The organism is Glutamicibacter nicotianae (assembly GCF_002797775.1).
In the GTDB taxonomy this organism is placed as follows: Bacteria; Actinomycetota; Actinomycetes; order Actinomycetales; family Micrococcaceae; genus Glutamicibacter; species Glutamicibacter nicotianae.
This window is the reverse complement of the sequence record NZ_PGEY01000001.1, coordinates 3,030,352-3,054,551: the sequence shown is the minus strand read 5'-3', so window position 1 is coordinate 3,054,551 and position 24,200 is coordinate 3,030,352. Positions and strand designations below refer to the sequence as shown.

Below are 24,200 nucleotides of genomic sequence, written 5' to 3'. Positions count from 1 at the left end.
TGTCCACAGGCAGGTGATCCTGCTCACCAGCGCAATATCCCGGCAGCTTCTGCCGCCGCCCGCCCAACCCATGGAAGACTGAAGCCATGGCAACTGGGCGGAAAGTGAAGCGCATGCCAGCGCAACTATTCGGATTCTTGGCGCAGCGCAATCGCGCCGGGCTGATACGCTCGCGCAATTCCCTGCCTCGAATCCTGCGCATGACCCTGGGCGCCATCGGCGCCTTCTGGATCGCCGAGAGCATCTGGGGGCATTCCCAGCCGATTTTCGCGGCCACCAGCGCACTGGTTTCGCTGGGCTTCGGCGCCTCTACCACGGTAAGAAAGACCGCCGAGGTCGCACTGGGCTGCACCTTGGGCGTAGCCCTGGGCGATACCCTCATGCACTGGTTCGGGCAGGGAATCTGGCAGGCCGCGCTGGTGATGTCGCTGAGCCTGGTGATTGCCCGCTACCTGGATTCAGGCGCCATCTTCTCCACCCAGCTGGGCATGCAATCAGCGCTGGTGGTGCTGCTGCCGATCAGTGCCGACGGCCCATTTGCCCGTTCCATCGATGCCCTGACCGGTTCCTTGCTCGCCCTGCTCGTGATTGTCTTGTGGCCTACCGATCCGCGGCGCAGCCCGGTTTCCGCGCTCTCTGAGCTGTTCAAGGATCTTTCCGAAGCGCTCTTGGAATGCTCCTGGGCTATCCGCGACGATGACCGGCGTGCGGCGTTCCACGCGCTGATCAAGGCACGCGGCACCCAGAAGCATCTGGACAAGCTGCCAGCCGCCTTCCGCGCATCCAAGGAAATCGCCACGATTTCCCCCACCGGGCGGCGCCACCGCCATGAGCTGAACCGGCTGTCCAAGCGTTTCAACCACTATGACTGGGCCGCGCGCAACTCGCGGGTCTTCGCCCGCCGGCTGGCCTCCGTGCTCAGCAACAGTGCGCTGACTCCGGAAGGCGCGCAAACCCTGGCTCCGCTGATCCGCGAGCTGTCCGAAGCGGTCAACACCTTGGCGCACTCGGTGCGCGAGACAACGGTGGCGGGCCAACGCAAATACGAGAAGTCCGCACAGCTGCAGCTGGAAGGCGTCGCCGCCCAGTTGGATCCGCGCGCACTGGGAGTCGAAGGGCTCCAGGGCGAAGGCCTTGTCCTGCTGCTGCGCCCGATGGTGGTGGATCTGCTCGAGGCAGCCGGCCGCGTGCACGAGGAAGCCATCGAAGTGCTGCCCAAGCTCTCCTGAACAAAAATGTCCGCATGGCTCGATAGCATTGAGCCATGGCCAAAACTTCCACCCGCAGCAAATCCAGCGCATCGTTCAAATGCTCCGAATGCGGATGGACCACGATCAAATGGGTGGGCCGCTGCGGCGAATGCCAGGCCTGGGGCACCGTCGAAGAAGTGGGTGTCGTTTCCGCCCGCACCGTGGCCGCGGCCAAAGTCGCCCACCCGGCCAAGCCGATCGCGCAGATCGACGGCTCCGAAGCCGCCTTCCGCCCCAGCGGGGTGTCCGAGCTGGACCGCGTGCTCGGTGGCGGACTGGTCCCGGCAGCCGCGATCCTGCTCGCCGGAGAACCCGGCGTAGGCAAGTCCACGCTGCTCCTGGACGTCGCAGCGAAAGCGGCGCAGACCGGCCTGCGCGTGCTCTACCTGACCGGCGAGGAATCGGCCGCGCAGGTCAAGTCCCGCGCCGAACGTATCAACGCCATCGCCGATACGCTGTTCCTGGCCGCCGAAACCGACCTGGCCCTGGCGCTGGGGCAGATCCAGGAGATCGATCCGCAACTGCTGATCCTGGACTCGGTGCAGACCTTCTCCTCGGCAGAGGTGGACGGCGCCGCCGGCGGCGTGTCCCAGGTCCGCGAAGTCGCCGCCTCGATCATCAACGCGGCCAAGACCCGGGCCATGTCCACCATCATGGTCGGCCACGTCACCAAGGAAGGGTCGGTCGCCGGCCCGCGGCTGCTCGAGCACCTGGTGGATGTGGTCTGCCAGTTCGATGGCGAGAAGCATTCGCGGCTGCGCATCCTGCGCGCGCTGAAGAACCGCTATGGCGCCACCGATGAGGTGGGTTGCTTCGACCTTAATGAGGACGGCATCGAATCGCTGGCCGATCCTTCCAAGCTGTTCGTCACGCGAACCCGCAACCCGGTTCCGGGCACCTGCATCACCGTCACCCTCGAAGGCCGCCGGCCGCTGGTGGCCGAGGTGCAGACCCTGCTCTCCCGCAGCAATGCCCCGGCCGCCCGCAGGGCCACCAGCGGCCTGGATGCGGCACGGGCGCAGATGGTCGTGGCGGTGCTGCAGGCCCGCGCGCATATGGATCTGTCGTCCATGGACTCCTATATCGCCACGGTGGGCGGCGTCAAGATCGCCGAACCGGCATCGGATCTGGCCTGCGCGCTGGCCCTGGCCTCGTCGATGAACGAGTTCCCGCTGCCGCAGGACTTCGTGGCCTTCGGCGAGGTCGGCTTGGCCGGCGAGGTGAGGCAAGTGCCCGAGATCTCGCGGCGCATCACCGAAGCCCAGCGCCTGGGATTCTCCTTCGCAATGGCCCCGGCTACCCCGGAACCGTTGAAGAACATCCCCGAGGGCATCCGCGTGTTCCAGGTGGAGAATATGGCCCAGGCCCTGGATATCGCCTTCAACCAGCGGCAGAAGCCAACGCGATAAACTTGATTATTGCCGCCCGCCGAAAGGACGCCAGTTGAAAGCGCACCCCACCCCCGGATTCCTTGCCGTTCTGGCCCAGATTGCCCCGGGTACCGAACTCGCCCAGGGCCTGGAGCGGATCCAGCGCGGCCGCACCGGCGCCCTCATCGTGCTCGGCCACGACAAGCTCGTCGAGTCGATCAGCTCCGGCGGCTTCCGGATCAACACCGAATACACGCCGACCCGCATCCGCGAACTGGCCAAGATGGACGGTGCGATCATCCTGGACGGAACCGGCCGCCAGATCCTGCAGGCAGGCGTGCAGCTGATGCCGGATGCGCAGATTGAAACCCAGGAATCCGGCACCCGCCACCGCACCGCGGAACGCGTGGCCGCGCAATCCGGGTTCCCGACGATTTCGGTGTCGCAGTCGATGCAGACCATCACTCTCTATGCCGACGGCGAGCGCCATGTGCTCGAGCCTGCCGAGCGCCTGCTGGCCCGCGGCAACCAGGCCATTGCCACCCTGGAACGCTACCGCCACCGCTTGGACCAGGTCACCAGCGCCCTGTCAGCGGCGGAGATCGAGGATGTCGCCACTGCGCGGGAGGTGCTGGCAGTGCTGCAGCGCACCGAGATGCTGCGCCGCACCAGCGAGGAAATCTCCCGCTACGTGCTGGAGCTGGGCATCGACGGGCGCCTGCTGGCAGCCCAGCATGCCGAATTGCTCTCCGGCATCCAGGCAGATAACGAGCTGCTGCTGCGGGACTATTCCGACGCCGAGGGCCAGGAGCTGGATATCGAGCACGCCTTGGAGACCCTGCATGAAGTGTCCGACGCGCAGCTGGTCGAGCTCGACGGGCTGACCAAGATCCTGTTCCCGCACTCCAGCATTGGCCAGGACGACCAGCTGACCCCCAAGGGATACCGCCTGCTCTCGCAGATCCGCACTGTTCCCAAGGTGGTGGGAGATCGCCTGGTGGCGGCATTCGACAACTTGCAGCTGCTGATGTCCGCGTCCACCAGCCAGCTTATGGAAATTGAAGGCGTCGGCGAGCAGCGTGCACGCTCCATCCGCGAAGGGCTCGCACGCATGGCCGAGTCCTCGCTGCTGGACCGCTACATCTAGGCGCTCACTCCAGGGTGAAGGTCACCGGCTCGGAGACGAAGTCGCCGACAGCCGCGGTGAACTTGTAGGTTCCCGGACGCGGCTGCACGCTGACAGCTTTGCAGCCGGGAGCCGAACGCTCGCGGTTCCAGGTGAAGCGCGAGTTCTCCTTCTGCCCTGGCTTGAAGGCCAGGATTACGTCCTCTGCGTTCTCGAGGCAGTCGACGGTGGAGAAGATGCGGTCAGAACCGCTGGAAACCAGGAACTCCTGCTGCGTGCTTCCGACGTTCACCTCGCATTCGCGCTTGGAGACATTCTCGATGCCGAGAATCAATGTCGGCTTCTTGTCCGAGGCGTAGCTTTTCGCATCGGTCGTCGCGGTAACCTCGATCTCGTCGCCGCTGCACATCTTGCCCGAATCTTCATCCTCTTCCGGTTCGGACGATGGCGAAGGGACCGGCTGTGTCTGCTGGGCGGTCGGTTCATTGCCCGCAGTTTCCTGCTCATCGGGGGCAAAGACCCCCACCAGGGCAACGACGCCCCAGACGATCAGACCGATGAGCACCAGGGCAAGTACTGCCACGGTAATCCGCCGGCGCCGGTAGACGCTGGCCGATGGTTTCCCCCCTGATGCGTTGCTCATGGATTAAGGCTAATCCATTGCACTGCCCGAACCCGGTAATGGCGTAGGATCCGGGGCGCATCGCGTTCCCCATTGCTTTCCCACGGATTCCGGGTCTTCCGTGCGCTGGCCTAGAGTGGTGGGGTGCAGCAAATCCACGACACCATCAACGACTGGTACCTAGAGAACGCCCGCGACCTGCCTTGGCGCCGGCCTGGCGTGAGCGGATGGGAAGTCATGGTCAGCGAGTTCATGCTCCAGCAGACCCCCGTGGTTCGTGTCCTGCCGGTGTGGGAAGAATGGATGCGCCGCTGGCCGCGGCCGCAGGATCTGGCCGCGGAACCGCTGTCCGAGGCTTTGAAGGCCTGGGGACGGCTTGGCTATCCGCGGCGCGCGCAGCGCTTGCATGCCGCCGCCGTGGAGATCACCACCGAATACAACGGCGAAGTCCCGCGCACCGAAGCGCAGCTGTTGGCCTTGCCCGGCATCGGCGACTACACCGCAGCCGCCATTGCCTGCTTCGCCTTCGCCGAGCGCACCGTCGTCGTGGACACGAACATCCGCCGTGTGCATGCCCGGCTCTTTGGCGGCATGGCATTGCCCGAACCAAGCCCGCGCGCCAGCGAGTTCGCCCGGGCCAGGGAAGTCCAGCCCGAAGATGACCGGACGGCGAATCTGTGGAATGTCTCCGTGATGGAGCTCGGCGCGCTGGTATGCACTGCACGCAGCCCGAAGTGCGGGCAATGCCCGGTGTTCGAGCAGTGCGCATGGGTTGCCGGCGGGCAGCCGGCACCGCATTACACCCCGAAAGGCCAAGCTTGGAAGGGTACCGATCGCCAGGTCCGCGGGGCCATCATGGCGATTCTGCGCGAACATGAGGAGGCGGTGCCGCAGCAGTCATTCCTGGCCGATCTGGCCCAGGAATCGGACGCAGGATATGTGGCACTTGCACGGTTGCAGTCTCCGCTGGACCAGCGTGAACGCGCGCTGGCCGGGCTGCTGAAAGATGGCCTGGCGATCGCCGAGGATAACGGCATCCGCCTGCCTTCCTGAGACCGGCAAAGAACACGCGGGCGGCTGCTGGCTTTCTCTGCCAGCGCGTACCTATGCTTAGCCCATGAACGCTTCAGTTGACCCTGCCGGCACGGTTCGCCACGTAGCCGAGCATCCATGGTTCGAGGGCGCCGCCCGCTTGGGATTCGTCGCCAACGGGATACTCCATGCGACCCTGGGAGTCCTTGCAGTTGTTGTCGCCGCCGGCCGCAAGGCGGAAGCCGACCAGGGTGGAGCCATGGGCGCACTGGCAAACCAGCCCTTCGGCATGGTTCTGCTGTGGATCTGCGCAATCGGCGCCCTGCTGCTGGGCCTGTGGTCCATGGCGCAGGCCTTCTTGCCCGAGAAGAAGCTGAAGGAAAGGCTCAAGTCCGCGGCTACTTCGATATCGTTCTTGGCTGTCGGATTCACCTTTGGACGATTCGCCGCGGGGAATCCCAGCGATTCGGGAAAGACCGCCAGCAGCTTCAGCGGCGAACTGATGCAGACAGGCCTTGGCCGGGCCTTGCTGATCGCCATCGGCCTCGGCATGCTGGTCATGGCCGGCTATTACATCTACAAGGGAGCCGCCAAGAAGTTCCTGGAGGATCTGCGGGGTTCTGGAAACAAGGAGGTTTCCCGCGCGGTGAAGTTCTCAGGCATGCTCGGCTACCCGGCAAAGGGCGCAGTCCTGGGTGCAGTTGGCCTGTTGTTCATCGTGGCCACGGTGCAGCGCGACCCGGAAGAGGCCAGTGGCATCGATGGCGCGTTGAAGGCCATCCAGGACCAGCCTTTCGGGCCCGTTGCCTTGATTGCCATCGGTGCTGGCCTGGTTTGCTACGCGGTCTTCCTGATGTTCCGCGCCCGCTATGACCGGATGGAGTAGGAATATCAGTCCAGCGTAATGATCATGCGGGTATTGCCCAGGGTATTCGGCTTCACCCGTGCAAGGTCCAAGAATTCAGCGACGCCTTCATCCCGGGAGAGCAGGATCTCCTGGTACACCGCGGGATCCACGGCGCTCTGGTCAGCCATCACCTTGAAGCCTTGGCGTTCGAAGAATGCAACTTCGAAGGTCAGGCAGAAAACACGCGACACCCCGACAGCCTTGGCGCGTTTGAGCAGTTCTCCCAGCAAAAGGTGCCCGACCCCCATGCCGCGGACCGTAACGGAGGTGGCGAGGGTGCGGATTTCGGCGATGTCTTCCCAGATGACGTGCAGCCCGCCGCAGCCGACAACGCTGCCCTCCGGATCCTCGGCTACCAGGAATTCCTGGATGGACTCGTAGTAGGTGACCGCTTCCTTATCCAGCAGGATTCGTTCCTCGGCCAGCGGACGCACAAGATTGCGGATTGCGTTGACATCACTGGTTTTGGCTGAGCGGACGGTAAAAGAGTTCACATTTAGATCCTATGCCTCCCAGTTTGCAGAATCGAAGAAGTCGCTGGATATGTCATGGAAGGAACATCCTGCACGCAGAACTGCCACAATAAGCTTGAACATTGAAACCCCGGGAGCAAGGATGAGGATGCCAGCTAGAACAGCACGCCCCGGATTCGGGTTGCTTGCCATCCTGCTCTCCGCAGTGGGCATCGCTCCCCTGCTTAATTACGGGTTGAGCGCCACCAGCGACCTGGTCATCAGGGATTTGGGAATCACCGAATCCCAGTTCGGCCTGCTGGCAACGGCCTGCTTTGGCTGCGCCGCACTGGGCAACGCCGTCTTCGGGAAGTTCTCCGACAAGCAGCCGGATACCAGGCTGATGCTGCTGATTTTCGGCACCACCGCGGTTGCGCTGGGCCTGGCGGCCATCCCGGCCGGCTACGTCCTGCTGCTGGTGGCATCTGGGCTTGCCGGCTTCGCGCAGTCATTCCCCAACGGCGTCACCAACCGCATTCTTGCCCAGCGCGTCCCCAGCGCCCAGCGCATCACCTGGACCGGCATCAAGCAGTCAGGCGTGCAGGTTTCACAGCTCGTAGGCAGCGTGGGGTTCCCGTTGCTGGCCGCGTTCATCGGCTGGCATGGCGCGTCGCTGGCTGGCGCCGTGCTCGCCGCAGTGCTCGCGCTCATCGCCGTACGAGTAGTCCGCGCCACCCCCATGCTCAGCGTGCCTGCACCGAAAAAGCCGAAGACGGATGCGGACAAGCCGATCGCCGCGGCAGCCCCCTCGACGAAGTTCGTCATTTTCGCGCTGGCCCTGTTCGGTTTCATCAACGGCGTCGGAGTGCAGGCAACCAATGTCTATCTGGCGCTCTTTGCGGTCCGCGAACTGGAATTCTCCTTGGTGGCCGGCGGCCTGACCGCTGCGGTGGCCGGAGTCATTGGGGTCAGTGCCCGCGTCGGCTGGGGGCAGATGATGGCCCGCGGGGTTTCAGCGCCCAAGCTCCTGCTGCTGCTGGCATCGCTGGCCACTGCGGGCGGAGCCAGCTTCCTTCTGGCCCAGCAAATGCATTCGGTGGCGCTGCTCTGGCTGGCGGTTGCCCTGCATGGCGCCTCGGCCCTGGGAGTTTCGGTGGTGCTCATGGCGGGCCTGTTGCGTGCGATCCCGGCAAGCCGCTTGGGCAGCGCCAGCGGAATCGTCTCGGCAGGCCAGTTCGGCGGATTCACCGTCGGGCCGCTGGCCATGGGCCTGCTGGTGGGATCGGCCGGTGGATTCACCGCGGGCTGGATCGCGGTCATCGGGATCTACCTGTGCTCGACTGCGCTCGGTGCAATCCTGGTGCTGCGGGCCAAGAATCGAGGTTAGCCAGTGGATGCCGAAGCGCTGAAGGCACTGGCGCATTTGCGCCGTGCCAAGGACCTGATGGATCGGAACTATGCCGAGCCTTTGGATGTGCCGGCATTGGCCCAGCGGGCGTCCATGTCTCCTGCGCACTTTTCCAGGGAGTTCAAGCGGGCCTATGGCGAGACGCCGCATTCCTATTTGCTTACCCGCCGCATTGAGCGTGCCATGCATCTGCTGCGCGCGTCGGTCTCGGTCACTGATGCCTGCATGCAAGTGGGCTGGACTTCGCTGGGCTCCTTCAGCACACGCTTCACCGAAGTGGTGGGGGAAACCCCGTCCGACTACCGGGAACGGGATCATTCTGCCACGGAGCAGATCCCTGCCTGCATTGCCAAGATCCTTTTGCGTCCCGAGAGATTCTGAGCAGTTTTGAAGAAGCGCGCGCTGCGCGGCACTGCCTAGGCTGGAGCCATGGCAAATATTTCAATCAATCATGTCCCGTTGACCGTGCTCGATGTAGATGAGGCGCTCGCGTTCTACCGCGATGCGCTGGGCTTCACGGTAATTTCAGATGTCGCCAACGGCGGCTTCCGCTGGGTCTCGCTTGCGGGCTCCGATGGCACCGGCACCAGCTTGGTGCTTTCGGCTCCGGGCGCCGGCCGCTCCGACGCCGATGCGCAGACCCTGGCCGAGCTGGTAGCCAAGGGAACCATCGGCCCGCTGGTGCTTTCCGCTACCGACCTGGACCAGGTCTTCGAGACCGTGAGCGCCTCGGGCGCTGAATTCCTGCAGGAGCCGATGGACCAGCCGTGGGGTCCGCGCGATTGCGCATTCCGCGACCCTTCGGGAAATATGGTCCGTATCAACCAAACGGTTTAGGGAGAAAAGCATGAGCAGTACGGAACAAGAGGGTTTTTCGGCCGCTGAGAAGGCCGCGATGAAAGAGCGCGCAGCCGAGGTGCGAGCTCCGAAGAAGCGCATGACCAAGGCCGAGAAGGCCGAGCAGGCGCGCAGGGAAGTTGAAGAGAAGATTGCTTCCTTCGAGGGGAACGATAAGGTTCTCGCCGAGAAGCTGCACCGGATCGTCACCTCCACGGCTCCTGGACTGGAACCGAAAACCTGGTACGGCATGCCCGCCTACGCCCTGGACGGCAAGATCTTGTGCTTCATGCAGGATGCCAAGAAGTTCGGCACCCGCTATCTGACCTTCGGGTTCAATGATGTCGCGCAGCTCGATGAGGGCACGCTCTGGCCCACGTCATTCGCCATCACCGCGCTTGATGAGCAGCTGGAGGAAAAGCTTGCCGCGCTGGTCGCCAAGGCGGTAGGCCGCTAAGTCCGGCTGGCAAGGCGGCCCTCGATCGCCTCTCAGGCGTCGAGGGACTCTTGTACTGCCCGGGGCAAGGCCCTGGCCAGCAGCCCGGCAGACAGCGCGAAAACCCCGAGCAGCCCAATCAGTCCCATGCCGACAGGCAAGGATCCCAGCTGGGCGGCATCTTGACCTAAGACGGTGAACAGCATGGCGGCACCGAGCCCGAGGATTCCGAAGCCAGCTGCCACGAAGCAGACCACAATGGATTTCGGCCCGGGATTCCAGTGCCCCAGTGAGGTGAAGTCGCGGTACGCGATGATGCCGATGGCAATGCTGAGCGTGGCCGCAGCGCCGATTACGAGCACCACCAGCCATGTCGGGCTGTATCCGGCGCCATCAGCTCCTGCGTGGCGCACCAGCTGTTCAGGAAGCTCGGGCCGCAGGAAAAGGTACAGGGCCAAATAGGCCATGACAGCGAGGCAGGACGCGGCAATCATCTGCTGCCCCTTGCTTCGCATCTTCATGTGTTGAGCCTACGACATGGACGGATTAAAGCCAATAGCCGTGGAACTGGATTTCCCAGTTCCACGGCTAGTGGTGATTCCGCTAACGGCTCAGCTTTCCAGGGCTGCCGGTGCCGGCTCGCCTTCCAGCTGGCCGGTGCCGCCTTCGGCGTGGAAGACGAACTTGCGGCTCTCGCCTTCGCCCTCGACGTCCACGGTGACCTTCTGGCCGGCAACGATCTGGCTGAAGAGGATGCGCTCGGAGAGCTGATCCTCGATGTCGCGCTGGATGGTGCGGCGCAGCGGGCGTGCACCCATTGCCGGATCGTAGCCGCGCTGGGCCAGCAGGCTGCGGGCAGCCTGGGTCAGCTCGATGGTGATATCGCGTTCCTTCAGGCGCTTGGCCAGGCGTGCGATGAACAGGTCGACGATCTCCTCGATCTCCTCCTGGTTCAGCTGCGGGAAGACCACGGTATCGTCAACACGGTTCAGGAACTCAGGGCGGAAATGCTGGCGCAGTTCTTCCTGGACCTTGGCCTGCATCCGCTCATAACCGGTCTTGGTATCCGCTGCCGACTGGAAGCCGGTCATCACACCCTTGGAGATGTCACGGGTACCGAGGTTGGTGGTCATGATGATGATGGTGTTCTTGAAGTCCACCACACGGCCCTGGGAGTCGGTCAGGCGTCCGTCTTCCAGGATCTGCAGCAGCGAGTTGAACAGGTCCGCGTGGGCCTTCTCCACCTCGTCGAAGAGCACCACGGAGAACGGACGGCGGCGGACCTTTTCGGTCAGCTGACCGCCCTCTTCGTAGCCGACGTAGCCTGGAGGGGCACCGAACAGGCGGGAAACGGTGTGCTTCTCCGAGTATTCGGACATGTCCAGGGTGATCAGCGCGTCTTCCTCGCCGAAGAGGAACTCCGCCAGCGCCTTGGCCAGCTCGGTCTTGCCCACGCCGGTCGGGCCGGCGAAGATGAACGAGCCGCCTGGGCGGTTCGGGTCCTTCAGGCCGGCACGGGTGCGGCGGATCGCCTGCGAGATGGCCTTGATGGCCGAATCCTGGCCGATAACGCGCTTGTGCAGCTCTTCTTCCATGTTGAGCAGGCGCGAGGACTCTTCCTCGGTCAGCTTCACTACCGGGATGCCGGTCGAGTTGGCAAGCACCTCGGCAATAAGGTCCTCGGTCACCTCGGAGATTTCGTCCATGTCGCCATTGCGCCAGGACTTCTCCTTCTCGTTGCGGGCCTCGATCAGCTTGGATTCCTTATCGCGCAGCGAGGCTGCACCTTCGAAGTCCTGCGCGTCAATCGCGGCTTCCTTCTCCAGGCGCACGGTGGCGATTTCCTCGTCCATTTCCTTCAGTGCCGGTGGCGCGGTCATGCGCTGGATGCGCAGTCGTGCACCGGCCTCGTCAATCAGGTCAACTGCCTTGTCCGGCAGGAAGCGGTCGGAAATGTAGCGGTGGGCCAGCTGGGCGGCAGCCTGCAGCGCACCGTCGGTGATGGTCACGCGGTGGTGCGCCTCGTAGCGGTCGCGCAGGCCACGCAGGATCTGCGTGGTCAGCTCGACGGACGGTTCCTTGACCTGGATCGGCTGGAAGCGGCGCTCGAGCGCGGCGTCCTTCTCGATGTTCTTGCGGTACTCGTCCAAGGTGGTGGCACCGATGGTCTGCAGTTCGCCACGGGCCAGCATCGGCTTGAGGATCGACGCGGCATCGATGGCGCCTTCGGCGGCACCGGCGCCGACCAGGGTGTGGATCTCGTCGATGAACAGGATGATGTCGCCACGGGTGCGGATTTCCTTCAGGACCTTCTTCAAGCGTTCCTCGAAGTCGCCGCGATAGCGGGAGCCGGCCACCAGCGAACCGAGGTCCAGGGTGTACAGCTGCTTGTCCTTGATGGTTTCCGGCACGTCGCCGCGCACGATGGCCTGGGCCAGGCCCTCGACTACGGCGGTCTTGCCGACGCCGGGCTCGCCGATGAGTACCGGGTTGTTCTTGGTGCGGCGCGAAAGGACCTGCATGACGCGTTCCATCTCATGCTCGCGGCCGATCACCGGGTCGAGCTTGCCTTCGCGGGCGGCTGCGGTCAGGTTGCGGCCGAACTGGTCGAGCACTGCCGAGCCTGCAGGGGTACCTTCCTGCTGCCCGCCCGAGCTGACGCCAGCGGACGCGGTCTCCTTGCCGCCCTGGTAGCCCGAGAGCAGCTGGATGACCTGCTGGCGCACGCGACCGAGGTCGGCGCCAAGCTTCACCAGAACCTGGGCTGCGACGCCCTCGCCCTCGCGGATCAGACCGAGCAGGATGTGCTCGGTACCAATGTAGTTGTGTCCCAGCTGCAGCGCTTCGCGCAGCGAGAGCTCCAAGACCTTCTTGGCGCGAGGAGTGAACGGGATATGACCGGAAGGCGCCTGCTGGCCCTTGCCGATAATCTCCTGAACCTGCTCACGAACGGCACCCAGCGAAATGTTCAGCGACTCGAGCGCCTTCGCGGCGACGCCATCGCCTTCGTGGATTAGACCGAGCAACAGGTGCTCGGTGCCGATGTAGTTGTGGTTGAGCATGCGCGCCTCTTCTTGGGCGAGCACGACAACTCGGCGGGCACGGTCGGTAAATCTCTCAAACATCTTCGGCACACTCCTTGCTTACCAATAATTCGATGCTACGCACCATGCGCCCGCAATGCTCCCTTGTTCGCCACAGGGATAACCGAAACGGCTCCCCGTTACCGGGAATCAGTAATAGGCATGCAATTCATAATGAGAATTACTTGGTTCACCAATATTGCGATCTTCAATGAAAATGCATCGTGAATAACGAACATCGTTATAAGAATATGAGCCGGCACGCATTGCGTGCCGGCTCATATTTGAGACTTGTGCAAAACCTCGCGAATTACTTCGCGCGGCCTCGACCACCCTTTCGCATTGCAGCGTTGTAGGCATCTACAACCTCTGCATTAAGGCGTCCGCGTGCGTTGACCTTAATGTTGTTTTCCTTCGCCCATGCGCGGATTGCTGGAGCTTCGCTCGCTGCAGTCTGCTTCGACGAACGAGCCGCTTCGATGTACGGCTCGATGGCTGCATGGAACTGAGCAGCGTGCTCGTCGTTCAGGTCGATTTCAAAATGCTGACCAGCGACGCTGAATGCGATTGATTCAGTTGCCTCGCTACCATCAATATCGTCGATCAGGGCAATTTGAACCTGACGTGCCATTTAGGGGTTCCTCCGAGCTTGAATGTACTGGACAGATCGGCATTCAGCCATCAGTCCATTTCAAACAACAAGCATATACAAATAGGCACGCTAAATTCTAATTATCATCAGAATTCACAAGGTTCTATCAGGAACGACTAATTCTCGTTTACTGGATTATTTGAATCCGAGCCATTTTGAATTAGCGCATCAGCTTCAGCTTCAGCTTGGCGTTCTTTTCGATCCGCATTTGTAATAGCTTTCATCACGTACCAGAAAAGCAGCGCCAGGCAGATTGTCGGGACGATCGCCTCAATATATGGCATTCTTATGCCTCCGGCTTTAGCAGTGGGAACAGAATAGTTTCACGAATACCGACGTTGGTGAAAAGCATAACCAGACGGTCGATGCCCAAACCGATGCCGCCCATTGGCGGTGCACCGTATTCCAGGGCACGCAGGAAGTCTTCATCAAGCTGCATTGCCTCTGGGTCTCCGCCGGCAGCCATCAGGGACTGCTCGGTCAGGCGCTCGCGCTGGATTACCGGGTCGATCAGCTCGGAGAATGCGGTGCCGCGCTCCATGCCGCCGATGATCAGGTCCCATGCTTCGATAACGCCCGGCTTCGAGCGGTGCGGACGCGCCAGCGGCTGTGCCAGGGGCGGGTAGTCGCACACGAAGGTCGGGTCGATCAAGGTCGGCTCGACGATTTCGCCGAACAGCTCGATGACCAGCTTCTGGGCTCCCCAGGCCGGGTCGATCTTCACTTCGTGCTTGTCAGCGATCTCGCGCAGCACCGATGCGTCCGTTTCCGGGGTGATCTCGACGCCGACAGCCTCGGACAAGCCCGGGTAGACGCTGACCCAGCGCCATTCGCCGTCCAGGTTGACAGTGCCCTTGGGAGTTTCGATGGTGCGGCCAGCGCCGATGGCGTCAGCTGCATTGAGAATGATTTCCTTGATGCGGTCGGCCATGACGTACTGGTCGGCATAGGCTTCGTAGGATTCCAGGGTGGTGAATTCCGGCGAGTGGGTCGAGTCGACGCCCTCGTTGCGGAAGATGCGTCCCACCTCGAAGACGCGGTCGACGCCGCCGACGACGCAGCGCTTGAGGTACAGCTCGGTGGCGATGCGCAGGGTCATTTCCTGGTCGAACGCGTTCAGGTGGGTCTTGAACGGCCGGGCCGATGCGCCGCCGTGAACCAGCTGCAGCATCGGGGTCTCAACCTCGACGTAGCCGCGGTTCTCCAGGGTATTGCGCACGGCGCGGATGATCGCGGCACGCTTGTAGACCATCTCGCGGGCTTCGTCGCGCACGATCAAATCGGCGTAGCGCTGGCGCACGCGGGTCTCTTCGTTCAGATCGGCATGCAGCACCGGCAGCGGGCGCAAGGCCTTGGAAGCCATCTCCCAGGCATCGGCCATGATGGACAGCTCGCCGCGGCGCGATGAGATGACCTTGCCGGTCACGAATACGTGGTCGCCCAAATCGACGAGCGACTTCCACTGCGCCAGGCGCTCTTCGCCGACGTTGGCCAGCGAGAGCATGACCTGCAGGCGAACTCCTTCGCCCTTCTGGCCGCCCTCCTGCAAGGTGGCGAAGCACAGCTTGCCGGTGTTGCGCATGAAGACGATGCGTCCGACGACGCCGACGACGTCTTCGGTCTCCTCGCCGGCTTCGAGGTGCTCGTACTTGTCGCGAATTTCCTGCAACGAGTGGGTGCGGGCAATGCCTACCGGGTAGGCTTCCTCGCCCTTGGCCAGCAGCTGGTTGCGCTTATCGGTGCGCACCTGTCGCTGGTCGTTTGGATTTGGGGCCGGTGCGGAATTATTTTCGGAAGTCACAATAGTCCATTCTACGTGTCATGGCGCGCAGTTGAAGCCCTTCATGATCAGCCTTACACAGTGATCTTGGCCCGCAACGCAGGATGGGGCAGCGGCAAAGCCTGCTTTGCCCCTGCCCCATCCATTAGGTGATGCGGTTTACCAGATTTCCACGCGGTCGGCCGGATCCAGCCACATGCCATCGCCCGGCTTGGTGCCGAAGGCCTCGTGGAAGGAATCCAGGTTCTTCGGCACCTGGTTGCAACGGAATTCGCCGGGTGCGTGAGGGTCCGTGGTCACGCGCACCACCGCGGTTTCCGGACGGATCAGCGTGCGCCAGCATTCGGCCCAGGAGTAGAAGAAGCGCTGGTCGCCGGTGATACCGTCGATCACTTCATCTTCCTGGATGCCGCGGGCCGCCAGCTCGAGCTTGTAGGCCTTGTAGGCAATGCCCAATCCACCGAGGTCGCCGATGTTCTCGCCCAAGGTCAGTGCACCGTTGACGTTGTGTTCCGGGGCTTCTGAAGGGGACAGCGCGTTGTACTGGTCCACCAGCTTGGCGGTCAGCTTCTCGAAGGAAGCCCGGTCCTCATCGGTCCACCAATTGGTCAGCTGGCCAGTGCCATCGAACTGCGAGCCCTGGTCATCGAAGCCGTGGCCGATTTCGTGGCCGATGACCGCGCCGATGCCCCCGAAGTTCGAGGCGATGTCGCGGTTCACGTCGAAGAATGGCGGGCGCAGGATGGCAGCCGGGAACGCGATTTCGTTCAGCAGCGGGTGGTAGTAGGCATTCACCGTCTGCGGGAACATGAACCACAGCTCACGGTCCACCCCGTCATCGATCTTCTTCAATTCCCGTGCGAACTCGAACTCGTTCGCCGAGGCAAGATTGGCGATGACATCCAGCTCGTCGGTGCTGATCGCGGAGTAGTCGATCCACTGGTTCGGGTAACCGATCTTCGGGCGGAACTTGGAGAGCTTGTCCAGCGCCTTCTCGATTGTCTCCGGTCCCATCCAGGACAGTTCGCTGATCGAAATGCGGTACGCCTCGATGAGCCGCTGGACCAGCGCGTCCATGGCGTCCTTGGCCTCTGCCGGGAAATGCTGTGCCACGTACAGCTGGCCGATGTCTTCGCCTACTGCACCCTCGGTGAATGCGACACCGCGCTTCCAGCGTTCCTTGAGCTGCTCTACGCCACCGAGCTTTGCGGAATAGAAGGAGAAGTTCTCGTTGACGAAGGCGCTGGACAGGTAGGGTGCGAACGAGCGCAGGACCTGTATCCGCAGCCAGTTCTTCCAGGCATCCAACGGCTGGGAGTCGATCAGACCCGCCAGCCCTTGAAGGTAGCTTGGCTGCCACACGACAACCTCGTTGTAGTACTTCTGCTCGATACCGGCTCCCCCCAACCAGGTGGTCACCCCTGGGAACAGCGTGGCGAGCTCTTCTCCGGACAGCAGGTTGTAGCGTGCCTGGGCGTCGCGGACCTTGACCCGGTCCCAGTGGTGAGAGGCGATCGCCTTCTCGAGCTCCACGACGCTGGCTGCGGCTGCTTCAGCGCCGGCAATGCTGCCAAGACCCAGCAGCCGGCCGAGGTGCTCTTGGTAGTCGGCTACGGTTTCAGCGAACTGCTCTTCGCGGTAGTAGGACTCGTCAGGCAGGCCCAGACCACCTTGCAGGAAGGTCAGCAGGTTCCGATCAGGATTGCCGGCATCGTTCATCGCGCCGACATCCATGAAGCCGCTGATGCCCTTGCGCTGGAAGAAACCGCAAACCTCGAGCAGCTGCTCGGTGCTCTGGATATCCGCAATGGTGTTCAGGAAGACAGCTACCGGAGCAGCACCACGTTCTTCGATCACGGCTTCATTCATGAACGAGCTGTAGAGGTGGGCAATGCGGCGGGTAGCATCGTCCGTTTCTGCACCGGAAGCAACCTTCTGAACAGCTTCGGTAATGATTCCATGAACGGCGGCTTCGGCCTGGTCGCGAAGCTCCATGAAGGAACCATAGATTCCCTGATCTCCTGGAATGGTGGCTGTCTCGAACCACTTGCCATTGCTATGGCGGTAGAGATCGTCCTGGGGACGAATTGAATCGTCGCGGTATGTCAGTGGACTCGTGGTCTCGGTGGTCAAGGAAAGCCCCTCGCGTAGAAGATCTTGTTATGTCTACTACACACCTTATCCACTTCCATGAAGATAAGAAGAGCGAGGGATGCCGATGCGCGCACGGCTTAAATACTCTGGTTAAACAGGTGAGGCTCCAACCAAACGGTTAGAGCCTCAAACCCACTTAGGTTAAGTCCGGCGGTGACCTACTCTCCCACACCCTCACGAGTGCAGTACCATCGGCGCAATGGGCCTTAGCTTCCGGGTTCGGTATGGGACCGGGCGTTTCCCCCACGCTATGACCGCCGTAACAATCACGAAGCACACAAACCAAATATTTCCTGGTCAGTGTTTTCCGGTGCTACAAAGTCTTGTAACTCATCTTGCATTTATTGGTTAGAGGTTGTTGTCTCGTAACCGCATAGTGAACGCGAACAGCATTGAAAAATATCAGTTCAATCATTGTTTTATTGTGTGTTGTAAGCCATCGGCCTATTAGTACAGGTCAGCTGCACAAGTCTTCAGTCCTTGCTTCCACATCCTGCCTATCAACCCAGTGGTCTAGCTGGGGGCCTCTCACACACAAAGGTGCATGGAAATCTCATCTCGAAGCAGGCTTCCCGCTTAGATGCTTTCAGCGGTTATCCCTTCCAAACGTAGCTAATCAGCGATGCACTTGGCAGTACAACTGACACACCAGAGGTTCGTCCGTCCCGGTCCTCTCGTACTAAGGACAGCCCTTCTCAAATTTCCAACGCGCGCAGCGGATAGGGACCGAACTGTCTCACGACGTTCTAAACCCAGCTCGCGTACCGCTTTAATGGGCGAACAGCCCAACCCTTGGGACCTACTCCAGCCCCAGGATGCGACGAGCCGACATCGAGGTGCCAAACCATGCCGTCGATATGGACTCTTGGGCAAGATCAGCCTGTTATCCCCGAGGTACCTTTTATCCGTTGAGCGACGGCCCTTCCACGAGGTGCCGCCGGATCACTAGTCCCGACTTTCGTCCCTGCTCGAGCTGTCACTCTCACAGTCAAGCTCCCTTGTGCACTTACACTCGACACCTGATTGCCAACCAGGCTGAGGGAACCTTTGGGCGCCTCCGTTACATTTTAGGAGGCAACCGCCCCAGTTAAACTACCCATCAGGCACTGTCCCTGAACCAGATCATGGTCCGAAGTTAGGTGACCGGTACAGCCAGAGTGGTATTTCAACGATGACTCCACCTGAACTAGCGTCCAAGCTTCACAGTCTCCCACCTATCCTACACAAGCTGCACCGAACACCAATACCAAACTATAGTAAAGGTCTCGGGGTCTTTCCGTCCTGCTGCGCGTAACGAGCATCTTTACTCGTACTGCAATTTCGCCGAGTTCATGGTTGAGACAGCGGGGAAGTCGTTACTCCATTCGTGCAGGTCGGAACTTACCCGACAAGGAATTTCGCTACCTTAGGATGGTTATAGTTACCACCGCCGTTTACTGGGGCTTAAATTCTCAGCTTCGCCACAAGGGCTAACCAGTCCTCTTAACCTTCCAGCACCGGGCAGGAGTCAGTCCGTATACATCGTCTTGCGACTTCGCACGGACCTGTGTTTTTAGTAAACAGTCGCTTCCCCCTGGTCTCTGCGGCCCACACCCGCATCAGAGAAGCAAGTTCTCATCACGGGGCAGGCCCCCCTTCTTCCGAAGTTACGGGGGCATTTTGCCGAGTTCCTTAACCATGATTCTCTCGATCGCCTTAGTATTCTCTACCTGATCACCTGTGTCGGTTTGGGGTACGGGCGGACTGGGACCTCGCGCCGATGCTTTTCTAGGCAGCATAGGATCACCGAATCACCCCGAAAACGGGGCGCCTATCAGGTCTCAGAATATATGAGCGGCGGATTTGCCAACCGCTCTTCCTACACCCTTGGACCAGGTCAATTCCATTGCCTGGCTCGGCTACCTTCCTGCGTCACACCTGTTAATACGCTGACCTCACTGCATCGGTTCCCACCACACCACCAGCAACCATTCCCGAAGGAACAAATCACCGGATCCGTCATGGTTAGCATCCACAGCTCAGTATGGGCGGTCCTTCGCCGGTACGGGAATATCAACCCGTTGTCCATCGACTACGCCTGTCGGCCTCGCCTTAGGTCCCGACTAACCCAGGGCAGATTAGCTTAACCCTGGAACCCTTGATCATTCGGCGGACGGGTTTCTCACCCGTCATTCGCTACTCATGCCTGCATTCTCACTCGTGTGGCCTCCACCGCTGGTTTCCACCGCGACTTCACCGTCCACACGACGCTCCCCTACCCATCCAAACACCCAATCGAAACCAGGTTAATATTTGAATGACGCAACTTCGGCGGTGTGCTTGAGCCCCGCTACATTATCGGCGCGGAATCACTTGACCAGTGAGCTATTACGCACTCTTTCAAGGGTGGCTGCTTCTAAGCCAACCTCCTGGTTGTCACAGCAACTCCACATCCTTTTCCACTTAGCACACGCTTAGGGGCCTTAGTTGGCGTTCTGGGCTGTTTCCCTCTCGACTATGAAGCTTATCCCCCACAGTCTCACTGCTGCGCTCTCACTTGCCGGCATTCGGAGTTTGGCTAAGGTCAGTAACCTTGTAGGGCCCATCGCCTATCCAGTAGCTCTACCTCCAGCAAGAAACACGCAACGCTGCACCTAAATGCATTTCGGGGAGAACCAGCTATCACGAAGTTTGATTGGCCTTTCACCCCTACCCACAGCTCATCCCCTCCATTTTCAACTGAAGTGGGTTCGGTCCTCCACACGCTCTTACACGCGCTTCAACCTGGCCATGGGTAGATCACTTCGCTTCGGGTCTAGATCACGCCACTCAAACGCCCTATTCAGACTCGCTTTCGCTACGGCTTCCCCACACGGGTTAACCTCGCGACGTAACACTAACTCGCAGGCTCATTCTTCAAAAGGCACGCCATCACCAGGGAACAAGTCCCCAGCTCTAACGGATTGTAAGCGCACGGTTTCAGGTACTATTTCACTCCCCTCCCGGGGTACTTTTCACCATTCCCTCACGGTACTGATTCACTATCGGTCATCAAGTAGTATTCAGGCTTACCAGGTGGTCCTGGCAGATTCACACAAGGTTTCACGGGCCCCGTGCTACTCGGGTATCAACACTAGAACGGCAGACACGCATTACACCTACGGGACTATCACCCTCTCTGGTCCGGCATTCCAACCGATTCACCTATACGCCTGCACCTCATCCCACCAGCAAGATAGCGCTGGTACATGTCAACCCCACAACCCCGGTGATGCAACGCCTATCCGCTATCACACACCAACCGGTTTAGCCCCATCCGCGTTCGCTCGCCACTACTAACGGAATCACTGTTGTTTTCTCTTCCTGCGGGTACTGAGATGTTTCACTTCCCCGCGTTCCCTCCACACAGCCTATACATTCAGCTGCAGGTCACACCACATAACATGGTGCGGGGTTCCCCCATTCGGAAATCCTGGTCTCAACGTCCGGTTATCGACTCCACCAGGCTTATCGCAGATTCCCACGTCCTTCATCGGCTCTTGATGCCAAGGCATCCACCGTGCGCCCTTAAAAACTTCAACACAAATTAAAGTCTCAGAATTGAGCAATAAAACAATCTAACAAAATCACGCAGACAAGACTCCAACACCAACCAATCCCAGGAAAAGGACCAGCCAGCTCATCTCATCTGCAAGATGCTCGCGTTCACTATACAGTTCCCAAACAACAACCCCGCACCCCCGCAACAACACCCCAAAACCAACACCAACCAAAGGCCAGCATCAATCCAACAGGACATCCTTGCAGCAAACACAGGACAAACACCGAAACACCAAGAACCCCTCACCCAAGCGAACACCACCAGGACCCTCCCCACAGGAAGAACCCCGGCAACCATTCACCAGGAAAGGAGGCTTGTTGCCTCAAAACCCAACAGCATGCCAAACCATACAAACCACACAACACCCACACACCGCATTCCAGCACCGCAAGAAGAAAACCCCCTGCAATGCGTACTAGCAGATGCCCAAGCACCACGCGGCCACAGCCAATACCCCGCACCAGCATCAGCCAGCACGTTTTCCGGTATTGAGTCCATTGATATTCCACCCATGAGCAACCCACCCGGACAACACTCGTGTCCAGCATGGGCAACCAATAATGGTTAGCTCCTTAGAAAGGAGGTGATCCAGCCGCACCTTCCGGTACGGCTACCTTGTTACGACTTAGTCCCAATCGCCAGTCCCACCTTCGACGACTCCCCCCACACAAGGTGGTTAGGCCATCGGCTTCGGGTGTTACCAACTTTCGTGACTTGACGGGCGGTGTGTACAAGGCCCGGGAACGTATTCACCGCAGCGTTGCTGATCTGCGATTACTAGCGACTCCGACTTCATGGGGTCGAGTTGCAGACCCCAATCCGAACTGAGACCGGCTTTTAGGGATTAGCTCCACCTCACAGTATCGCAACCCATTGTACCGGCCATTGTAGCATGCGTGAAGCCCAAGACATAAGGGGCATGATGATTTGACGTCATCCCCACCTTCCTCCGAGTTGACCCCGGCAGTCTCCCATGAGTCCCCACCACTACGTGCTGGCAACATGGAACGAGGGTTGCGCTCGTTGCGGGACTTAACCCAACATCTCACGACACGAGCTGACGACAACCATGCACCACCTGTGAACCAGCCCCGAAGGGAAACCCCATCTCTGGAGCGGTCTGGCACATGTCAAGCCTTGGTAAGGTTCTTCGCGTTGCATCGAATTAATCCGCATGCTCCGCCGCTTGTGCGGGCCCCCGTCAATTCCTTTGAGTTTTAGCCTTGCGGCCGTACTCCCCAGGCGGGGCACTTAATGCGTTAGCTACGGCGCGGAAAACGTGGAATGTCCCCCACACCTAGTGCCCAACGTTTACGGCATGGACTACCAGGGTATCTAATCCTGTTCGCTCCCCATGCTTTCGCTCCTCAGCGTCAGTAAATGCCCAGAGACCTGCCTTCGCCATCGGTGTTCCTCCTGATATCTGCGCATTTCACCGCTACACCAGGAATTCCAGTCTCCCCTACATCACTCTAGTCTGCCCGTACCCACCGCAGATCCGAGGTTGAGCCTCGGACTTTCACGGCAGACGCGACAAACCGCCTACGAGCTCTTTACGCCCAATAAATCCGGATAACGCTTGCGCCCTACGTATTACCGCGGCTGCTGGCACGTAGTTAGCCGGCGCTTCTTCTGCAGGTACCGTCACTTTCGCTTCTTCCCTACTGAAAGAGGTTTACAACCCGAAGGCCGTCATCCCTCACGCGGCGTCGCTGCATCAGGCTTTCGCCCATTGTGCAATATTCCCCACTGCTGCCTCCCGTAGGAGTCTGGGCCGTGTCTCAGTCCCAGTGTGGCCGGTCACCCTCTCAGGCCGGCTACCCGTCGTCGCCTTGGTGAGCCATTACCTCACCAACAAGCTGATAGGCCGCGAGTCCATCCCCCACCGATAAATCTTTCCACCACAAAACATGCGTTCCATGGTCATATCCGGTATTAGACCCAGTTTCCCGGGCTTATCCCAGAGTCGGGGGCAGGTTACTCACGTGTTACTCACCCGTTCGCCACTAATCCACCCAGCAAGCTGGGCTTCATCGTTCGACTTGCATGTGTTAAGCACGCCGCCAGCGTTCATCCTGAGCCAGGATCAAACTCTCCATAAAAAAATAAAAAGCCACCAGCAACCCCTTGGAAAAGAAGGGCGAAGCCGATGAAGTCCTGGCGAATAATAAAACACTCAAGAACACTGCACGGGGGTGCAATGCCTCAAGCAAATGTTATGTATTCACCAAATAAAAATATTCGGTATCAACAAACTTGGCACACTATTGAGTTCTCAAACAACAAACACTTACCGGTTCTTTACCCACCATTCCAGGCGGTAATTTCGTCCAGCGTTATATTCATATTCTATAACTTCGAATTCCTGAAAGTCAAATCCATTGTTTGTGATTTGAACCAGTATTCTCAGTTCCCATTCTTTTCAATTCCTTATCCACAAGACTGTGGAAAAACCTTGATTTTCTGGGGTTCTGCCGCCGTTGAGCTACGGGTTTTTTGTTCCGTTTTGTTCTCGGCGACAAGGAAAAACTATACACAGGTTTTGGGGGTCCTGCAAATCGGGTGGGTGGTTTTGGCGGGTGACCGTGCCCACTTAATTCCTGAACTGCTGATTCGGCTCTTTCCATGTGCCCAATCGCTGGCAATTATTACCGAGCTAGGGCTGAGCGCGTAAACATTATTTCGCAGCTGCACAGAGCATCAGCGCCTGTACCTAGCGAGTTTATTGAACCCTTGAGAAGCGTACGCATATACGCGAACCCATGAATTGTGCCCACATCAGCCGATTAGACGATGCGGGCGCATGCGTGAGTCTGAGCAAGGCACAAGAAGAGAACGCACATGGCGAAACGATGCATCTGGAGGTTCCATGCGCGTGACGGCCAAGGCGGCATCAGCGCAATGACTACCTAGAGCAGTCGGCATTGATGCCGGCCCAATACAGGTCTCGCAGTGCTACGTAAGCACCGCCCTCGGCTACGGTGAATAGCAGCGATATTTCGATCGCTGCCACTCCACTTGATGATCTACCGAATACAGGATGAAGTCTATGAAGTTCACGGCGTTGGAACGCTATTGCCACCTCACTGGGCAATCGTATGGCGAGGTGACTCCCGAAGAACAGCAGAGCGATTATCAAGCCGGGGTAACTGAGCTTGACGGACAGCGGTGGCGAATCAGGACCGCAAGGATCACGCCAACAAAGCCAGGTGGGTTCGTAGCCATATGGCATCGGGACGAAACTGGGACTACTGCCCCCTACGAATCCGAAGAGGGACTGCGCGGAGTTATGGTCTTTATCGAGGAAGCCGGCTGTTTCGGCGTCTTCCGCTTTACTCAACAGCACCTCGAGGAGCTGGGCGTCTTCGCCTCAGCATCGGCTCCAGGCAAGCGCGGTTTCCGCGTCTATCCATCATGGACGGCTGGCCTTAAGGGGCAAGCGAAGGAAAGCCAGAACAGTCAGCTGCCTGCGTTCACGTTGCTCGCAGACTAACTTGTCCCGCTCAGACTC

The 24,200-nt window shown here is 60.1% G+C and carries 19 protein-coding genes and 3 rRNA genes; 11 read left to right on the top strand and 11 right to left on the bottom strand.

The features are described from left to right. The first annotated feature begins 113 nt into the window (after positions 1-113). From ATK23_RS14195 to disA, 3 genes are read left to right on the top strand one after another with little or no spacing between them, the layout of a single operon-like run. A complete protein-coding gene (locus tag ATK23_RS14195; protein ID WP_245858436.1) occupies positions 114-1,229 on the top strand; it encodes an FUSC family protein in 1,116 nt (371 codons plus the stop codon). A gap of 35 nt (positions 1,230-1,264) precedes the next feature. Further along, positions 1,265-2,659: a DNA repair protein RadA gene (radA, locus tag ATK23_RS14190; RefSeq protein WP_066144553.1), complete on the top strand. Its 1,395-nt coding sequence runs from the start codon at positions 1,265-1,267 to the stop codon at positions 2,657-2,659. A 34-nt stretch (positions 2,660-2,693) separates the two neighbouring features. Then, entirely contained in the window at positions 2,694-3,767 is a 1,074-nt protein-coding gene (gene disA / locus ATK23_RS14185) for a DNA integrity scanning diadenylate cyclase DisA (RefSeq protein WP_038993593.1), read from the top strand. A 4-nt stretch (positions 3,768-3,771) separates the two neighbouring features. Here the strand turns inward: disA and ATK23_RS14180 are convergent, their stop codons facing one another. Beyond that, positions 3,772-4,389, bottom strand: a complete 618-nt coding sequence (locus ATK23_RS14180; RefSeq protein WP_066144550.1) for a hypothetical protein — start codon at positions 4,387-4,389, stop codon at positions 3,772-3,774. Between the two features lie 123 nt (positions 4,390-4,512). Between ATK23_RS14180 and ATK23_RS14175 the strand changes: the two genes are divergently transcribed. Further along, complete coding sequence (locus ATK23_RS14175; RefSeq protein ID WP_066144547.1) at positions 4,513-5,421, top strand: iron-sulfur binding domain-containing protein; 909 nt, start codon at positions 4,513-4,515, stop codon at positions 5,419-5,421. 64 nt (positions 5,422-5,485) lie between these two features. Then, positions 5,486-6,286: a DUF1206 domain-containing protein gene (locus ATK23_RS14170; protein ID WP_038993590.1), complete on the top strand. Its 801-nt coding sequence runs from the start codon at positions 5,486-5,488 to the stop codon at positions 6,284-6,286. A gap of 5 nt (positions 6,287-6,291) precedes the next feature. Here the strand turns inward: ATK23_RS14170 and ATK23_RS14165 are convergent, their stop codons facing one another. Then, positions 6,292-6,801, bottom strand: coding sequence for an amino-acid N-acetyltransferase (locus tag ATK23_RS14165; RefSeq protein ID WP_066144544.1), 510 nt, complete (start codon positions 6,799-6,801; stop codon positions 6,292-6,294). Positions 6,802-6,928: 127 nt separating this feature from the next. On the opposite strand from ATK23_RS14165, the gene ATK23_RS14160 reads away from it, so the two are divergent. Genes ATK23_RS14160 through ATK23_RS14145 form a run of 4 tightly spaced genes read left to right on the top strand, consistent with a single transcriptional unit; the run spans position 6,929 to position 9,461 of the window. After that, positions 6,929-8,146, top strand: a complete 1,218-nt coding sequence (locus ATK23_RS14160) for an MFS transporter (protein ID WP_066144541.1) — start codon at positions 6,929-6,931, stop codon at positions 8,144-8,146. A gap of 57 nt (positions 8,147-8,203) precedes the next feature. Further along, positions 8,204-8,548 carry a helix-turn-helix domain-containing protein gene (locus ATK23_RS14155; RefSeq protein WP_066144669.1) on the top strand — a complete coding sequence of 115 codons (345 nt, stop codon included), beginning with the start codon at positions 8,204-8,206 and terminating at the stop codon, positions 8,546-8,548. A 48-nt stretch (positions 8,549-8,596) separates the two neighbouring features. Beyond that, complete coding sequence (locus ATK23_RS14150) at positions 8,597-9,004, top strand: VOC family protein (RefSeq protein WP_066144538.1); 408 nt, start codon at positions 8,597-8,599, stop codon at positions 9,002-9,004. 10 nt (positions 9,005-9,014) lie between these two features. Beyond that, positions 9,015-9,461, top strand: coding sequence for an iron chaperone (locus ATK23_RS14145; protein WP_066144536.1), 447 nt, complete (start codon positions 9,015-9,017; stop codon positions 9,459-9,461). Between the two features lie 32 nt (positions 9,462-9,493). Here the strand turns inward: ATK23_RS14145 and ATK23_RS14140 are convergent, their stop codons facing one another. The 9 genes from ATK23_RS14140 to ATK23_RS14105 form a co-directional block, all read right to left on the bottom strand. Continuing rightward, a complete protein-coding gene (locus tag ATK23_RS14140; RefSeq protein WP_100339291.1) occupies positions 9,494-9,961 on the bottom strand; it encodes a hypothetical protein in 468 nt (155 codons plus the stop codon). A gap of 90 nt (positions 9,962-10,051) precedes the next feature. After that, positions 10,052-12,565, bottom strand: coding sequence for an ATP-dependent Clp protease ATP-binding subunit (locus ATK23_RS14135; protein WP_038993583.1), 2,514 nt, complete (start codon positions 12,563-12,565; stop codon positions 10,052-10,054). A gap of 268 nt (positions 12,566-12,833) precedes the next feature. Further along, positions 12,834-13,154 carry a histone-like nucleoid-structuring protein Lsr2 gene (locus tag ATK23_RS14130; protein ID WP_038993581.1) on the bottom strand — a complete coding sequence of 107 codons (321 nt, stop codon included), beginning with the start codon at positions 13,152-13,154 and terminating at the stop codon, positions 12,834-12,836. Positions 13,155-13,291: 137 nt separating this feature from the next. Beyond that, a complete protein-coding gene (locus tag ATK23_RS16490) occupies positions 13,292-13,459 on the bottom strand; it encodes a hypothetical protein (protein ID WP_162989142.1) in 168 nt (55 codons plus the stop codon). A gap of 2 nt (positions 13,460-13,461) precedes the next feature. Further along, on the bottom strand, positions 13,462-14,976 hold the full coding sequence (gene lysS, locus ATK23_RS14125; protein WP_066144529.1) for a lysine--tRNA ligase: 1,515 nt from the start codon (positions 14,974-14,976) through the stop codon (positions 13,462-13,464). A gap of 138 nt (positions 14,977-15,114) precedes the next feature. Continuing rightward, positions 15,115-17,088: a M13 family metallopeptidase gene (locus ATK23_RS14120; RefSeq protein WP_083515724.1), complete on the bottom strand. Its 1,974-nt coding sequence runs from the start codon at positions 17,086-17,088 to the stop codon at positions 15,115-15,117. Positions 17,089-17,254: 166 nt separating this feature from the next. Then, positions 17,255-17,371 (bottom strand): 5S ribosomal RNA (gene rrf / locus ATK23_RS14115). A 164-nt stretch (positions 17,372-17,535) separates the two neighbouring features. Further along, a 23S ribosomal RNA gene (locus tag ATK23_RS14110) occupies positions 17,536-20,669 on the bottom strand. A 596-nt stretch (positions 20,670-21,265) separates the two neighbouring features. Beyond that, a 16S ribosomal RNA gene (locus ATK23_RS14105) occupies positions 21,266-22,791 on the bottom strand. The 16S, 23S and 5S rRNA genes sit together here, the layout of an rRNA operon. A gap of 98 nt (positions 22,792-22,889) precedes the next feature. Here ATK23_RS14105 and ATK23_RS16415 point away from each other — a divergent pair. Both ATK23_RS16415 and ATK23_RS14100 read left to right on the top strand, forming a co-directional pair. Further along, on the top strand, positions 22,890-23,363 hold the full coding sequence (locus ATK23_RS16415) for a hypothetical protein (RefSeq protein WP_157801664.1): 474 nt from the start codon (positions 22,890-22,892) through the stop codon (positions 23,361-23,363). Between the two features lie 375 nt (positions 23,364-23,738). Further along, on the top strand, positions 23,739-24,182 hold the full coding sequence (locus ATK23_RS14100; RefSeq protein ID WP_066144793.1) for a MepB family protein: 444 nt from the start codon (positions 23,739-23,741) through the stop codon (positions 24,180-24,182). The last annotated feature ends 18 nt before the right edge of the window (positions 24,183-24,200 follow it).

Coding starts and splice junctions, on each gene's coding strand:
- ATK23_RS14195 (WP_245858436.1), top strand. CDS start 114: ATGCCAGCGCAACTATTCGGATTCTTGGCGCAGCGCAATCGCGCCGGG.
- radA (WP_066144553.1), top strand. CDS start 1,265: ATGGCCAAAACTTCCACCCGCAGCAAATCCAGCGCATCGTTCAAATGC.
- ATK23_RS14180 (WP_066144550.1), bottom strand. CDS start 4,389: ATGAGCAACGCATCAGGGGGGAAACCATCGGCCAGCGTCTACCGGCGC.
- ATK23_RS14170 (WP_038993590.1), top strand. CDS start 5,486: ATGAACGCTTCAGTTGACCCTGCCGGCACGGTTCGCCACGTAGCCGAG.
- ATK23_RS14160 (WP_066144541.1), top strand. CDS start 6,929: ATGCCAGCTAGAACAGCACGCCCCGGATTCGGGTTGCTTGCCATCCTG.
- ATK23_RS14155 (WP_066144669.1), top strand. CDS start 8,204: ATGGATCGGAACTATGCCGAGCCTTTGGATGTGCCGGCATTGGCCCAG.
- ATK23_RS14150 (WP_066144538.1), top strand. CDS start 8,597: ATGGCAAATATTTCAATCAATCATGTCCCGTTGACCGTGCTCGATGTA.
- ATK23_RS14145 (WP_066144536.1), top strand. CDS start 9,015: ATGAGCAGTACGGAACAAGAGGGTTTTTCGGCCGCTGAGAAGGCCGCG.
- ATK23_RS14140 (WP_100339291.1), bottom strand. CDS start 9,961: ATGAAGATGCGAAGCAAGGGGCAGCAGATGATTGCCGCGTCCTGCCTC.
- ATK23_RS14135 (WP_038993583.1), bottom strand. CDS start 12,565: ATGTTTGAGAGATTTACCGACCGTGCCCGCCGAGTTGTCGTGCTCGCC.
- ATK23_RS14130 (WP_038993581.1), bottom strand. CDS start 13,154: ATGGCACGTCAGGTTCAAATTGCCCTGATCGACGATATTGATGGTAGC.
- ATK23_RS16490 (WP_162989142.1), bottom strand. CDS start 13,459: ATGCCATATATTGAGGCGATCGTCCCGACAATCTGCCTGGCGCTGCTT.
- ATK23_RS16415 (WP_157801664.1), top strand. CDS start 22,890: ATGCCTCAAGCAAATGTTATGTATTCACCAAATAAAAATATTCGGTAT.
- ATK23_RS14100 (WP_066144793.1), top strand. CDS start 23,739: ATGAAGTTCACGGCGTTGGAACGCTATTGCCACCTCACTGGGCAATCG.